Source organism: Pyxidicoccus fallax, from assembly GCF_012933655.1.
In the GTDB taxonomy this organism is placed as follows: domain Bacteria; phylum Myxococcota; class Myxococcia; order Myxococcales; family Myxococcaceae; genus Myxococcus; species Myxococcus fallax.
Window position 1 is genome coordinate 1 of record NZ_JABBJJ010000094.1, and the last position, 13,808, is coordinate 13,808.

The 13,808-nt window shown below is 70.7% G+C and carries 14 protein-coding genes; 12 read left to right on the plus strand and 2 right to left on the minus strand.

Going from position 1 to position 13,808, the window contains the following annotated elements:
* The first annotated feature begins 38 nt into the window (after window positions 1-38).
* The 5 genes from mreC to HG543_RS55470 all read left to right on the plus strand — a co-directional run bounded on the left by mreC (window position 39) and on the right by HG543_RS55470 (window position 5,543).
* Window positions 39-899 carry a rod shape-determining protein MreC gene (gene mreC / locus HG543_RS20810; RefSeq protein WP_169346562.1) on the plus strand — a complete coding sequence of 287 codons (861 nt, stop codon included), beginning with the start codon at window positions 39-41 and terminating at the stop codon, window positions 897-899.
* The gene (locus HG543_RS20815; protein WP_169346563.1) at window positions 896-1,396 is read left to right on the plus strand and encodes a hypothetical protein; all 501 of its coding nucleotides are present in this window, start codon (window positions 896-898) and stop codon (window positions 1,394-1,396) included. The genes mreC and HG543_RS20815 overlap by 4 nt, the downstream gene beginning before the upstream one ends.
* Complete coding sequence (gene mrdA, locus HG543_RS20820) at window positions 1,393-3,432, plus strand: penicillin-binding protein 2 (RefSeq protein ID WP_169346564.1); 2,040 nt, start codon at window positions 1,393-1,395, stop codon at window positions 3,430-3,432. The genes HG543_RS20815 and mrdA overlap by 4 nt, the downstream gene beginning before the upstream one ends.
* 7 nt (window positions 3,433-3,439) lie before the next feature.
* The gene (gene rodA, locus HG543_RS20825; protein WP_171817819.1) at window positions 3,440-4,573 is read left to right on the plus strand and encodes a rod shape-determining protein RodA; all 1,134 of its coding nucleotides are present in this window, start codon (window positions 3,440-3,442) and stop codon (window positions 4,571-4,573) included.
* A 115-nt stretch (window positions 4,574-4,688) separates the two neighbouring features.
* Complete coding sequence (locus tag HG543_RS55470; protein WP_246357191.1) at window positions 4,689-5,543, plus strand: PilZ domain-containing protein; 855 nt, start codon at window positions 4,689-4,691, stop codon at window positions 5,541-5,543.
* A 103-nt stretch (window positions 5,544-5,646) separates the two neighbouring features.
* Here HG543_RS55470 and HG543_RS20835 read toward each other — a convergent pair whose 3' ends face one another.
* Window positions 5,647-5,988, minus strand: coding sequence for a hypothetical protein (locus tag HG543_RS20835; protein ID WP_169346566.1), 342 nt, complete (start codon window positions 5,986-5,988; stop codon window positions 5,647-5,649).
* Window positions 5,989-6,142: 154 nt separating this feature from the next.
* On the opposite strand from HG543_RS20835, the gene HG543_RS20840 reads away from it, so the two are divergent.
* A complete protein-coding gene (locus HG543_RS20840) occupies window positions 6,143-6,871 on the plus strand; it encodes a polyphosphate kinase 2 family protein (RefSeq protein ID WP_169346567.1) in 729 nt (242 codons plus the stop codon).
* Between the two features lie 80 nt (window positions 6,872-6,951).
* Here HG543_RS20840 and trxA read toward each other — a convergent pair whose 3' ends face one another.
* A complete protein-coding gene (gene trxA, locus HG543_RS20845) occupies window positions 6,952-7,281 on the minus strand; it encodes a thioredoxin (RefSeq protein WP_169346568.1) in 330 nt (109 codons plus the stop codon).
* A 173-nt stretch (window positions 7,282-7,454) separates the two neighbouring features.
* Here trxA and HG543_RS20850 point away from each other — a divergent pair, with 173 nt between their 5' ends.
* From HG543_RS20850 to HG543_RS20875, 6 genes are all read left to right on the plus strand, one after another.
* Complete coding sequence (locus HG543_RS20850) at window positions 7,455-7,832, plus strand: hypothetical protein (protein ID WP_371876493.1); 378 nt, start codon at window positions 7,455-7,457, stop codon at window positions 7,830-7,832.
* A 32-nt stretch (window positions 7,833-7,864) separates the two neighbouring features.
* Complete coding sequence (locus HG543_RS20855; RefSeq protein ID WP_169346569.1) at window positions 7,865-8,686, plus strand: cytochrome C assembly family protein; 822 nt, start codon at window positions 7,865-7,867, stop codon at window positions 8,684-8,686.
* 2 nt (window positions 8,687-8,688) lie between these two features.
* Window positions 8,689-10,017, plus strand: a complete 1,329-nt coding sequence (gene hemA, locus HG543_RS20860; protein ID WP_169346570.1) for a glutamyl-tRNA reductase — start codon at window positions 8,689-8,691, stop codon at window positions 10,015-10,017.
* Entirely contained in the window at window positions 10,014-10,955 is a 942-nt protein-coding gene (hemC, locus tag HG543_RS20865) for a hydroxymethylbilane synthase (protein ID WP_169346571.1), read from the plus strand. The genes hemA and hemC overlap by 4 nt, the downstream gene beginning before the upstream one ends.
* A 41-nt stretch (window positions 10,956-10,996) precedes the next feature.
* Complete coding sequence (locus HG543_RS20870; protein WP_211194061.1) at window positions 10,997-11,728, plus strand: uroporphyrinogen-III synthase; 732 nt, start codon at window positions 10,997-10,999, stop codon at window positions 11,726-11,728.
* 197 nt (window positions 11,729-11,925) lie between these two features.
* Window positions 11,926-13,770 (plus strand): ATPase, T2SS/T4P/T4SS family, encoded by a 1,845-nt coding sequence (locus tag HG543_RS20875; RefSeq protein ID WP_169346573.1) that lies wholly within the window; start codon window positions 11,926-11,928, stop codon window positions 13,768-13,770.
* Window positions 13,771-13,808: the final 38 nt, after the last annotated feature.

Below are 13,808 nucleotides of genomic sequence, written 5' to 3' on the forward strand. Positions count from 1 at the left end.
GGCAGCGTCAGATTGTTATAAGAGACAGATTCCGACCCTTGCTGTCGCTCCTCAAGCGATATCGCCGCCCCATTTTCGTGGGCGTCCTGCTGCTCTACCCGCTCGTTGCCTTCCTGCTGAGCGGGCGGAAGGGCAGGGACCCCAATTTCCTCGACCGGGCGATCATCGCCGTGTCCTCGCCCGTCCAGCAGGCACTCACCACGGGCATCGAGGGCTCGGTCGCCGCCGTGCGCGGCTACCTGGACCTGCGCGGCGTGCGGCAGGAGAATGACGCACTGCGCCTGGAGAACCTCCAGCTCCGGGCGGCGGTGCAGTCGCTGGGCGAGTCGCGCACGGAGAACGAGCGGCTGCGCAAGCTGTTGGGCTACGCGGAGACGGCGGCGGGGCCGGAGATTCCGGCGCGGGTGGTGGGCGTCAATCCGGTGGCGAAGCTGTTGTCGGTGCGCATCAGCAGCGGGGAGAAGGACGGCGTGTTCCGGGGCATGTCGGTGGTGACGCCGGACGGCATCGTCGGGCAGGTCATCCGGTCCACGGGGGGCTACGCGGACGTGGCGCTGATAACGGACTCGCAGAGCCGGGTGGCGGTGCGGGTGCAGCGCTCGCGGGCGCGCGGCACGGCGTCGGGCGCGGGGGCGGGGCCGCTGAAGCTGGAGAACATGCTGCGCACCGAGGACATCGAGAACGGCGACATCATCATCACCGCGGGGACGGATGGCATCTATCCGCCCGGCATGGTGGTGGGCACGGTGACCAACCTGGAGAAGAAGGAGCACGGCATGTTCCAGGGCGCGGACATCGTCCCGGCGGTGGACACGAGCAAGCTGGAAGAGGTCTTGGTGGTGGGCAGTCCCTACAGCGCCATGGCGCCGGGCAGCACCGCGGAGGGCGCGTCGAAATGAAGTTCCTGGTGACGGTGTGTCTCGCGCTGGCGTTGCTCACGCTGGAGTCGGTGGTGGTGAAGCAGGCGGGCCTGGTGCTCGGCCGCATTGACGTCACCGTGGTGCTGGTGGCGTTCCTGGCGCTGCGCGCCACGCTGCTGGAAGGGGCCGTCTCCGCCTTCGCGGTGGGCTACCTGCTGGACCTCATGAGTGGCCAGCCCACGGGGCTGTTCACCTTCCTGGCCGTCTTCACCTTCCTGGTGGGCCGGCTGGTCTCCACGTTCGTGGACGTGCGCGGCGCCATGTCCTTCGCCCTGTTCGCCATGGGCGCGGACGTGGGCCATGGGCTTCTGGCCGCGTTCTTCACCTGGCTGACGGTGAAGGACGGCAGCACGTCCTCCCTGCTGTCCGGGCTGCCGCTGCAGGTGATGCTCACCGGCGCGGCGGCGCTGGCGCTCTTCCCGTTCCTGCGCCGCTTCGAGGCGAGCCAGGACCGTCAGATGGGGCTCTTGCGGTGACGCCTCCCACGCTGGGCAACACGACTCCGGGCCGCGAGCTGAAGCGGCGCTTCCTCTGGCTGGGCCTCGCCATGTCGGTGGGCCTGGTCATGCTGTCCATCCAGCTCTACCGGCTGCAAATCACCCGGGGCGAGGAGTACTCCGCCAAGAGCGTGGCCAACTTCGTCAAGGAGGTGCGGCTGCGCGCCGACCGCGGCGTCATCAAGGACGCGCGCGGCACCATCCTGGTGGACAGCCGTCCGTCCTTCGACGCCTTCATCACCCCCGCCTTCTGCACCCACTGCTTCGAGCAGGTGATTCCGCGCCTGGCGGAGCTGCTCCAGTGGGACGCCGACCAGCGCAAGAAGGTGGAGGACATGGTGCGCATGGGGCGGCGCAACGCGCCCTTCCAGCAGGTGCCGGTGCGCGTGGACCTCACGCGCGACGAGTACGACCGGCTGGCCGCCCGCCGCGACATCCTCGACGGCGTGGAGGTGGCGCCCGTCCCGCACCGCTTCTACCGGACCAACACCGTGCTGTCGCACGTCTTGGGATACATGAACGAAATCACCCAGGAGGAGCTGGAGCGGCTCAACGCCGACGGCTCGCGGTACGCCCTGGGGGACTACATCGGCCGGCGCGGACTGGAGCGCTACTTCGAGCAGCGGCTGCGCGGCGTGGACGGCGTGCGCAAGGAAGTGGTGAACGCGCGCGGGCAGCGCATCGACGAGCTGAACGACAAGCTGGGCGACAACGCCGTGGTGCCGCCGCAGGCGGGCAGCAACCTGGTGCTCTCCATCGACATGCGGCTGCAGGAAGAGGCCGAGCGCGCCTTCCCGGGCGCGACGGGCGCGGTGGTGGCCATCGACGTGAATACCGGCTTCATCAAGGCGCTGGTGTCCCGGCCGGGCTTCGACCCCAACCTGCTCACCGGCCGTGTCACGCCGGCGCAGATGGCCCTGCTGTCCAGGGACCCGCTGGAGCCGATGATCAACCGCGTGGCCGCCGAGCACTACAGCCCGGGCTCCACCTTCAAGGTCGTCACCCAGCTGGCCGCCCTCAAGTCGGGCGCCTTCCGTCCGGAGACGGTGGTGAGCTGCCCCGGCGGCTACCGGCTGGGCGCGCGCACCTGGCGCTGCCACAAGGACAGCGGCCACGGGCCCATGGACGGCTACAACGCGATGAAGACGTCCTGCGACACCTGGTTCTACAAGGTGGCGGACACCATCGGCCTGGACCCCATTGGAGAGATGGGCAAGGCGCTGGGCCTGGGCGCGCCCACGGGCATCAACGTGGTGGCCGAGGTGCCGGGCATCATGCCGACCAGCACGTACCACGACAAGGCGTCGCCCGGCGGCTACACCAAGGGCATGGCGCTCAACAGCGCCATCGGCCAGGGCGACAACAACGTGACGCCGCTGCAGCTGGCGCTGGTGTACGCGGCCATCGCCAACGGCGGCACGCTCTACAAGCCGCAGATGGTGCAGCGGCTGGAGAACCTGGACGGGCACGTCGTCGAGGAGTTCAAGCCGGAGGTCGCCCGCAAGGTGGACATCCCGCGCGCGCACCGCGACGCGGTGGTGGAGGGACTGGTGAAGGTGGCGCAGGAGCCGGGCGGCACCGCGTACCGCGCGCGCATGGCGGGCCTGGCCGACAAGGACATCAAGGTGGCGGCCAAGACGGGCACCGCGCAGGTGGCCCGGCTGGGCGCGGTGCGTCTGAAGACGCACCAGATGAGCTACTTCGAGCGCGACCATGCCTGGTTCGCCGGCTTCGCCCCGGCGGACAAGCCGGAGCTGGCCATTGTCGTGCTGAACGAGCACGGCGGCCACGGTGGCTCGGACGCGGCGCCCACGGCGATGGCCGTCTTCCAGAAGTACTTCGAGCTGAAGAAGCTGGACGCGACGGCGCCGCTGCCGCGTCCCAACCAGCCCTACACGCCGTCCGTGTCGCGCCGCCTGCCGAGCGCCGACGAGGCGGCGCTGACGCGGGGCGTGCTGCCCCCGGCGCACCTGCCGGGTGACGAAGAGGAACACACGCGTGCAACTGCGGATTGAGCGCCGGATGGTGCCCCACGTTCCCTGGGGCCTCATCTTCTGCGTGCTGGCGGTGTGCCTCCTGGGCGTCTGGAACCTGGCGTCGGCCTCGCGGCCGAATCCGCCAGCCACGTCCGTCTGGCCCACCCAGGCCCTGTACCTGGGCGTGGGCCTGGTGGCCGTGCTGGTGGTGTGCCTGGTGGACTACCGGTGGATTCAGCGCATGGCGCTGCCCATCTACGTCGCCAACATCGTCGCGCTGTTGGCGCTGCGTGTCTTCGGCCACACCGCGAAGGGCGCCGAGAGCTGGTTCGTCATCGGCCCGTTCCGCCTGCAGCCGGCGGAGTTCATGAAGATTGGCGTGGTGCTGATGCTGGCCAAAATCTACCACGACGACTTCCGGCCCAACGAGCCGTCCTACGGGCTCGTGCGCCTGTGGAAGCCGGTGCTCGTCTTCGGCGTGCCCTTCGTGCTGGTGCTGGTGCAGCCGGACCTGGGCACCGCGCTGATGATTGGCCTGACGTCGCTCACCGTCATCCTGTTCGGCAAGGTGCGCTGGTACCTCGTGGCCACGCTGGTGGCGGGCATCCTCGCGGGCGCCATCATCATCTGGAACGACTACATCCGCGAGGTGCCCGAGCCCCGGCCCACCATCGTCCGGCACCACCTGAAGAAGCACCAGAGCCAGCGCATCTCCGGATGGTTGGACCCGGAGGCGGACCTGCGCGGCAGCGGCTACCACGCGGCGCAGTCGAAGATTGCCGTGGGCAGCGGCGGCGTGTCCGGCAAGGGCTGGCGCGAGGGCACCCAGACGGGCCTGCGCTTCCTGCCCGAGCAGCACACGGACTTCATCTTCTCCGTGTGGGCGGAGGAGCACGGCTTCGTGATGTGCGTGCTGCTATTGCTTCTGTATGGCGCCATCTTCATCTTCGGCCTGGGGGTGGGCTTCAACGCCCGCGACAGGTTCGGCGCCTTCGTCGCGGTGGGCGTGGTGGCCATGCTGTTCTGGCAGGTGTTCGAGAACATCGGCATGGTCATCGGCCTCTTGCCGGTGACGGGCATCACCCTGCCGCTGATGAGCTACGGCGGCTCGTCCATGCTGTCCGTCATGCTCAGCATTGGCCTGCTGGTGAACATCAGCATGCGCCGGCACATGTTCTGAGCCCGCGCCGGGCTCCCCGTGGGCCCGGCGTCATCCCTCCCTTCGAGGGGGTGCGAATCACCCCACCATTCCGGGTGGGAAGGCGGTAGCTTTCCGGGCAGGTGGAGGTGGCGTCATGCAGAGGAAGGTTGCCCAGAAGGGGAGTGGGACGGCGCGCACCGCGGTGGCGGAAGCGCCGGTGGGAGTGAAGGACGCCCGTCCGGCGGCGGCGGGAGGTGCTCCGTCGGCCCGCAACGCGGCGGCGGGCGGTGCTCCGTCGGCCCGCGAAGCCGCGGGAAGTGCTTCGGCGGCCCGCGGCGCTCCGGCCGGCGCGGCTCCGGCGGCTCGCAACGCCGCGGCGGCCCGCGAGTCGGCGGCTCGTGCTCCGGCGGGTGGGGCCTCCCCGGCCCGCGAATCCACGAGCACAGCCGTGGACAGCCGTCCGGCGGCGGAGGCTCCGCCAGCGCGCGCGCCGCTCGCGCCCCTCATCGAGATGAACCAGGGCGAGGCCGAGCACCGGCAGTTCCCCCGCGCGCAGCTCGCCACGCGCTTCGAGGTGTGGGTGGACGGGGAGGACGGCGAGCGGCGCTTCGGCGCGAGCCTCACCTCCGTCAACGTCAGCGTCAGCGGGGCCTTCCTGGAGAGCACCTTCTACCTGCCGCTGGGCACGGTGCTGGGCGTGCGCTTCTCGCTGGAGCCCGGCGCGCCGCCCGTGCAGGCACGCGCGGAAATCGTCCGCGAGGAGCGCGCCGACGGGCCGGACGGACGCAGCGGGTTCGGCATCCGCTTCCTCGACTTCAGCGGGCAGACGGAGGTCGCCCTGGCGCGCCTCTTCGTGGGCATGCGCCTGCGGGCCTTCGCGGAGGATTACCTCAAGTCCCAGCGGGCTCGCTCACTGCCCAACGAGCTGGAGCGCGTGGTGGACGTCCTGGCCGCCTGGGAGCTGCTCAAGGCCACCACCTCCGTCACCGACCCCTGGCAGGGCGGGTAGGGAACAGGCCGAGCACGCTTCAACCGTCGGTACAGCGTCAGCGCCGGTACGCCAGCGGTCCGCCCAGGGCCGTGGGCGAGTTTCCGCGTGCGCCAGCGGGCCTTCAGGCCGGCTTGCCGCCCGACAGCAGGCGACGGCGCTCCGCCTGGTAGTGCGCCGAGCAGAGGCCCTTCGAGCGCTGCTCGCGCCCGCAGCCATCCACCGTGCAGCGACGGTCCGCCGACACCATGCCGCTGCTGTTGCTGGCGAGCACCTTCGGCGGACGACCCCGGCGGCGACCAGCCACCATCGCGTTGCTCCCGTTGCCGTTGCTACCCAGTGACGGCATGCCGGTGTTGAGCGCCCGCAGCATTCCGCGGCCGATGGCGTCTCCCAGCGCTTCCGCCCAATTGACCATGGCCGGCGTCAGGGGGACGTTGGCCAATTCTTTGCGAGGACGTGCCATGAATACTCCAAGTGAAAACGATTAATCATCACAGACACACGCTGCTATGTGCCTATTTGGCGGTTGAAGTCATCGCTGTCAATACAACCTTGGAGGGTCTGTCGTGACTCGTAAACGTTTTCAGAAAATTGATGACAAGACTGCAAATGGATACGTGTTTCCCGTAAGTCCTCCGGGGACGGTGACGCTGAGCGGGGTGGATTTGTCAGTGTCGGTGGAGGACTCCACGGCGTATGAAACAGAGCTGGTTCAATTGCAGGAGCGCGTGTTCCGCGCGCAGATCCAGACGTACCTGACGGGTCGGCGAGCGGCCATCGTGTTCGAGGGCTGGGACGCGTCGGGCAAGGGAGGCGCCATCCGCCGGCTCTCCTCACTGATGGACCCGCGTGGCTACAAGGTGTGGCCCATCTCCGCGCCCTCCGAGGAGGAGAAGCGGCACCACTACCTCTGGCGTTTCTGGCGGAAGACGCCGGGCACGGGCGAGGTGTGCATCTTCGACCGGAGCTGGTACGGCCGGGTGCTGGTGGAGCGGGTGGAGGGCCTCGCGAAGCCGGCCGAGTGGCGGCGCGCCTATGACGAAATCAACGCCTTCGAGCGCATGCTCACCGCCGACGGCGTGCGCATGGCGAAGTTCTTCATCCACATCGACAAGAAGACGCAGCTCCAGCGCTTCAAGTCGCGCGAGAAGGACCCCGCCAAGAGCTACAAGCTGGGGCCGGATGACTGGCGCAACCGCGCGAAGTGGGGGCGCTACGAGGCGGCCATCCAGGAGATGCTGGACCGCACGCACCGGCCGGACGCGCCGTGGCACGTGGTGGCGGGGAACGACAAGCGGCACGCGCGACTGGAGGTGCTGCGCCGCTGTGTGGAGCTGCTCGAGTGAGCGCCGCGCCGGGCATCGGCGCGCAAGGAGGGGACTCCTCACGCGCGCGAAGCCCGGGGGCTCACGGGACGACGACTCGACTACAGGGCCTTCTGGAGCGCGGCCTCGATGCGCGTCTTCGGCACCGCGCCGACAATCTGCTCCACCACCTGGCCGCCCTTGAAGATGAGCAGGGTGGGGATGGAGCGGATGCCGTACTGCTGCGGCGTGTCCTGGTTGTCGTCGATGTTGAGCTTGGTGAACTTCACCTGCCCCTGGTACTTGGCGGCGAGGTCCTGGATGGCCGGGGCAATGGCCCGGCAGGGCGCGCACCACGTGGCCCAGAAATCCACCAGCACGGGCTGCTGGGAGTCCAGCACCTGCTGCTTGAAGTCACCATCCCCGATGTTCGTCACGTCAGCGCCTGCCATGATGTCTCCTTCGGGCCCGTCTCCGGCCGATCCGCGCGTCCTGTAGTACGCGTCCAATGACCCTGCAAGGTTCGGCCGGCCATCAGACCTTCTGGCCGCACAGATGCGAACGAATGGGGGGCGTTTCAACCCAATCGCCCCGCCCGGGGCGCGGCTGGTGTAGGCTACGGGGCGTGACGAAGCTCTTCCTGCCCCAGACCCAGCTCGAGGAGTGGGCCCTGGCGGACAAAGCGGACCTGCGCGAGGGCAAGCTGGTGGTCATGGCGGAAGGAGGTACGACCTTCCCCCTCACCCCGGCGGTGCACTTCGTGCAGCTCGTGTCGGGTGAGGACGCCCAGGGCCTGGTGGCCCGGGTGAAGACCGAGGAGCAGCTCGCCCGGATGGGGGCCGAGCAGATGGCCGACTCGGTGCTGGTGGGGGAGAACGCCTACGAGGTCGTTCCGGGGTATGTCACGGAGGTGGCTTCCTCGCCTCGTCCCGAAGGTGGGGAGAAGAAACCGGATTCCGAAGCGGACCTGCTGGCCGCCTTCATCCTCAACAAGATGGGCTGATTCGCCCGTCGTCAGCGGTTAAGAGCCTGCCCATGAGCCATACGTTGGTCTCGCTCGCCTGCCACGCCTACGGCCTCGCCGCCGTGGTCTACCTCGCCTACCTGGTCCGCCAGTCGGAAGTGCTGGCCACGGCCGGGCGCGTGCTGGTGGGTGGGGGACTGGCGTTGCACGGCGTGGCCCTGTTCGAGCTACTCGGCGCCCAGTCCGGGCGGCCGGTGGGGCTGGCGCAGGGCTTCTCCGCGCTGGCCTTCCTCCTGCTGGCCATCTTCCTGGCGCTGGACGTGCGCTACCGCCGGCCCGTGCTTGGCGCCTTCATCACGCCGCTGGCGCTGACGGTGCTGCTCCCCGGCCTGCTGCTGCACGGAGGCCAGGCGCCGCTGCCCCCGGGGGTGCGCCAGCCGCTGCTGCCGCTGCACATCAGCCTCGCGCTGCTGGGGCTGGCCGCGTTCGCGGTCGCCGCGGGCGTGGGCGTCATGTACCTGCTCATGGAGAAGCAGGTGAAGGCCAAGCGCTTCGGGCTGCTCTTCGCGCGCCTGCCCTCGCTGGAGTTCCTGGACACGCTCAACCGGCGGCTGGTGCTGTGGGGCTTCATCGCGCTGTCCATCACCCTGGTGACGGGCACCGCCTTCGTGGTCACCGCGCCGGAACTCGGCTGGCATTGGGACGGCAAGTCCATTGCCACCGTGGTGGCGTGGGGCGTGTTCGCCGCGCTGGTGAACGCGCGCATCTTCGCGGGGTGGCGGGGCCGGCGCGTGGCGCTGCTCACCATGGCCGGCTTCTGTCTGGTGCTGGTGTCCTTCCTGTCCTCGTACGACCTGGCGTCGCCGACAGCGTCGGCCATGAGGTTGCCCTGAGTATGGAGCTCATCTGCATTGGCCTGTCCCACCGGACGGCGCCCCTGACGGTGCGCGAGCGGCTCGCGCTGTCCGAGGCGCGGCAGGTGGAAGTGCTCCAGCGGCTGGCGCAGGCGCCGGTGGAAGCGCTCTGGGTGTCCACCTGCAACCGCGTGGAGGTGTACCTCTCCGCGCCGGACGCGGCCATGGCCCGCCAGCGCGTGCTGGGGGAAATCCAGGCGCTCGGCGGTCCGGAGGCGCTGGAGCACCTCTACGAGCACCAGGGGGAGAATGCCCTGGTGCACCTGTTCCGCGTGGCGGGCAGCCTGGACTCCATGGTGCTGGGCGAGGCCCAGATTCTGGGTCAGGTGAAGGACGCCTTCGAGCGGGGTCAGGGCGCGGGCGCGGTTCGCGGTGAGCTGACGCGCGCGTGCGCGGCGGCCTTCAGTTGCGCCAAGCGCGTGCGCACGGAGACGGCCATCGGCCGCGCCTCCACGTCCATGGCCGCCGCGGCGGTGCAGCTCGCCAGCAAGGTGTTCGACGGGCTGAAGGACAAGACGGTGCTGGTGGTGGGCGCGGGCGAGATGGGCGAATTGGCGGCGCGCCACCTGAAGGGCGCGGGCGCCACGAAGCTGTTCATCACCAACCGCACCCTGGCCCGTGCTGAAGGGCTGGCGGCCGAGGTGGGCGGCACGGCGCGCCCCTTCGACGAGCTGTTCGCGCTGCTGGCCGCGGCGGACGTGGTGGTGTGCAGCACGGCGTCCCCGGTGCCCCTCTTCACCAAGGAGAACGTCGGCTCGGTGGGCAGGGCGCGCAAGGGCCGGCCGCTGTTCATGGTGGACCTGGCGGTGCCGCGCGACATCGACCCGGGCGTGGGCTCGCTGGACTGGGTGCACGCCTACGACGTGGACGACATCCAGAAGTTCGTCGCGGACAACGCCGCCGCCCGCGCCGAGGAGGCGCAGAAGGCGGGCGTGCTGGTGGCGCAGGAGGTGGCCCGCTTCGTCAAGGAGCGCGCCCTGCGCGAGGGCACGCCGGTGCTGGCCCGCCTGCGCCAGCGCGCGGAGGCCATTGCCCGCGCCGAGGTGGAGCGCACGCTGGGCGCGCTGGGCGACAGCCTCAACGACAAGCAGCGCAAGAGCATCGAGGCCATGGGCCGCGCCATCGTCAACAAGCTCCTGCACGAGCCCACCTCGCGGCTGCGCGCCGTGGGCCCGGAGGGCGAGGGCAACCGGCTGGCCGGTGCCGCCGCGGAGCTGTTCGGCCTGCTGGAGCTGGAGGACGCGGCGTCCGAGAAGGCCGTCCCCGTCGCCGCCGCGCCCGCGCAGGCCGCCACCGGAGCCAAGCGATGAAGGTCGTGCGAATCGCCACCCGCCAGAGCCCGCTGGCGCTCTGGCAGGCCCGTCACGTGGCCGCGCTGCTGACGGCGCGCCACCCCGGCCTCGAGGTGTCCCTGGTGGAGATGACCACCGAGGGGGACCGCTTCCTGTCCGCGCCCCTGTCCGCCGTGGGCGGCAAGGGGCTGTTCGTGAAGGAAATCGAGCAGGCGCTGCTCGACGGCCGCGCGGACATCGCGGTGCACAGCCTGAAGGACATGACGTCGGTGCTGCCCGAGGGGCTGATGCTCGCGGCGGTGCCCACGCGCGAGGACCCTCGCGACGCCTTCTGCGGGCTGGCCGGGCTGACGCTGGACACGCTGCCGAAGGGCGCGCGCGTGGGCACGTCGTCGCTGCGCCGCAGCTGCATCCTGCGCTCGGCGCGGCCGGACCTGGAAATCGTCAGCCTGCGCGGCAACGTGCAGACGCGTCTGGCCAGGACGAAGGAGCTGGGGCTGGCCGGCGCGGTGCTCGCGTACGCGGGCCTCAAGCGGCTGGGCCTGGAGGGCGTCATCACCCAGGTGATTCCCACCGACTTCAGCCTGCCGGCGGTGGGGCAGGGCGTGCTGGCGATTCAGTGCCGCACGGCGGACGCGGACGTGCGCGGGCTGCTGGCGCCGCTGGAGGACGCCACCACCCGCGTCGCGGTGACGGCCGAGCGCGCGCTCCTGGCGAAGCTGGAGGGCGGCTGCACCGTGCCGCTGGCCGGCCACGCCACCGTGGACGGCGGCACCGTGCACCTGCGCGGACTCGTGGGCCGGCCGGACGGCACACGGGTGGTGCGGGGCGAGGTGCGCGGCCCGGTGGAGAAGGCCCGGGAGCTGGGCGAGTCCCTGGCGGATGACCTGCTGGGGCGTGGCGCCGCGGACATCCTGCGAGATTTCGCTCGCCGCGCGGAGGCCCGGGAGTCCTAGAGTGCCGCCGCGTGGAACGGCGACTGGAAGGCATCCGAGTCTTGGTGACGCGCCCGCGTGAGCGGGCCGAGGAGCTGTGCTTTCTCCTGGAGGACGAGGGCGCGGAGGTGCTCAGCGTGCCCCTCTTGGAGCTGCGGCCCCCGGAGGACCCGCGTCCGCTGGCATCCGCGGCGGAGCACATCCAGCGCTACCGCTGGGTGGTGTTCGCCAGCCCCTCCGGAGTGGAGGCGCTGATGGAGGCCCTGCGCGAGGCGGGCACGGTGGAGCGGCTGCGCCGCGTGAAGGTGGCCGCCGTGGGCCCGCGCACCGCGCGCACCGCCGAGGGCTTCGGCCTGGAGGTGGCCGCCGAGCCCGAGGAGGGCACGGGCGAGGCGCTCTTCCACCTCATCAAGGACTCGCTCCAGCACGGCGACGAGGTGCTGCTGCCCGCCGCCGAGGAAGGCCGGCGCGAATTGGAGGAAGGGCTGCGCGAGCTGGGCGTGTTCGTCACCCGCGTGACGGCCTACCGCTCCACGCCCGCGCCGCTGCCGGAGGACGCCCTGACGCAGCTGGAGGCCACGCCCCCGGACGTGGCGCTCTTCGCGTCGCCGCGCACCGCGGAGGCCTTCCTGGAGGCCGTGGGCCGCGAGCGCCTCGGCGCCGCGAAGGTGGTGGCCATTGGCCCCACCACGGCCGCGGCCCTGGAGCGCCTGGGGTTGCCGCCCGCCGCCGTGGCGGAGCGCCCCACGCCCGAGGCGCTGGTGGATGCCGCCGTCCGGGCGGTTCGCGGCTAGACGCCCCGCCCGCTGGGGCGTGGCCTGCCCGCCGGCCAGCCGGACCAGCCAGGACAGCCCGCCAACATGCTCCGTGGCGGCGGGGGCGCCTGCTACGCTCCGTCCGCCAGCCCGGACTGCCAGGGCGCTCCGGTGTCCGCGGCGGCGTGCCTCGTCGGACGGGTGGGGCCGCCGTGGATGGCTGGAAGGAGACGCACGTGGCACAGGCAGTGAGCGGCGCGGGTGGGGCTCCCACTCCCACGAAGAGCCGGGACGACTTCACCCTCCTCTTCGTGCTGGAGGCGCTGGTCGCCCAGAAGCTGTTGTCACCCCAGCAGGCCCAGGAAATCCTCGCCCGCGAGCCGGCCGCGCGTGCCCGCGTCCTCAAGGCGCAGGGCAGCACCGGCAAGGAGGCGGCGCGCTACGTCGTGTCGCCCGTGGAGCTGGTGGCCGCCTTCCAGGTGCCCCTGGTCAACGGCCGGGGCGTCCTGGACGAGGACCGCATCAGCGAGGCCGCCGCGCGCGCCGCCGGCATCGCCTACCTGAAAATCGACCCGCTCAAGTTGGACATGGCGCTGGCCACGCGCGTCGTGTCCCGGCCCTACGCGCAGAAGCATGTGCTGCTGCCGTTGGAGCGCACCGAGCAGGGCATCCTCCGGGTGGCGGTGGCCAACCCGTTCGACCGCGAGCTCTTCGAGAGCTTCCACCGCCTCACCGGGCTGCCCGTGGAGCCGGTGCTCAGCGCCAAGTCGGACATCCTCAGGTCCATTTCCCACATCTACGGGTTCAACAAGACGCTGGCGCGCGCCGCGGACGACTTCGGCGCCGACGCCGGGGTGCAGGTCTCCAACTTCGAGCAGCTCGTGTCGCTCAGCGGCACGCAGGAGCTGGAGGCGTCGGACCGGCCGGTGGTGCAGGCGGTGGACTACCTCTTGCGCTACGCCTTCGACAACCGCGCCTCGGACATCCACGTGGAGCCCAAGCGCGGCACCAGCCTGGTGCGCCTGCGCATCGACGGCGTGCTGCACCCGGTGTACTCGCTGCCGGCGCAGGTGCACGCGCCCATCGTCTCGCGCGTGAAGATGCTGGCGCGCATCGACATCTCCGAGAAGCGCAAGCCCCAGGACGGCCGCATCAAGACGGAGCGCGAGGGCCGCGAGGTGGAGCTTCGCGTGTCCACGCTGCCCACCGCCTTCGGCGAGAAGGTGGTCATCCGTATCTTCGACCCGGAGACGCTGGTGCAGGACATCGCCCAGCTGGGCTTCGAGGAGGACGAGAAGTCCTCCTTCGAGTCGTGGATTGACAGGCCCCACGGCCTCATCCTCGTCACTGGCCCCACGGGCAGCGGCAAGACGACGACGCTCTACTCCGCGCTCAAGGCGTTGGCGGGCCCGGACATCAACGTCACCACCATCGAAGACCCCATCGAAATGGTGTGGGACGCCTTCAACCAGGTGCAGGTGCAGCCCAAGGTGGGGCTCGACTTCGCGGGGGCGCTGCGCCACATCCTGCGCCAGGACCCGGACGTCATCATGGTGGGCGAGATTCGCGACGGCGAGACGGCGGAGAACGCCATCCAGGCCGCGCTCACCGGCCACCTCGTGCTCTCCACGCTGCATACCAACGACGCGCTGGGCGCGGTGGCGCGCATGAGGGATTTGGGCGTGCCGTCCTTCCTCCTGGCGCAGAGCATGCTGGGCGTCATGGCCCAGCGCCTGTTGCGGCGGGTGTGCAGCCACTGCGCGCAGGAGGCGACGCTCACCCCGGACGAGCTGCTGGCGCTCCAGGCGCCGCTGCCGCTGTTGCCGGGCGGGGTGCGGCTGCTCAAGGGCGCCGGCTGCGTGCGCTGCCGGGGCACCGGCTTCGTGGGCCGCACCGGCGTCTTCGAAATCGTCACCTGCGGCGGCGAGCTGAGGGACCTCATCTCCCGCGAGGCGCCCTATGACGCGCTGGTGGCGGCGGCCCGGCGCTCGGGCATGCGCACCCTGCGCGAGGCCGCCGTGCGCAAGCTGGCCCAGGGCCTCACCGCCTTCGACGAGGTGGTGCGCATGACGTCCGCCTGAGAAAGGCAACGGCCCGGCTCCTCGGAGAGAGGAAGCCG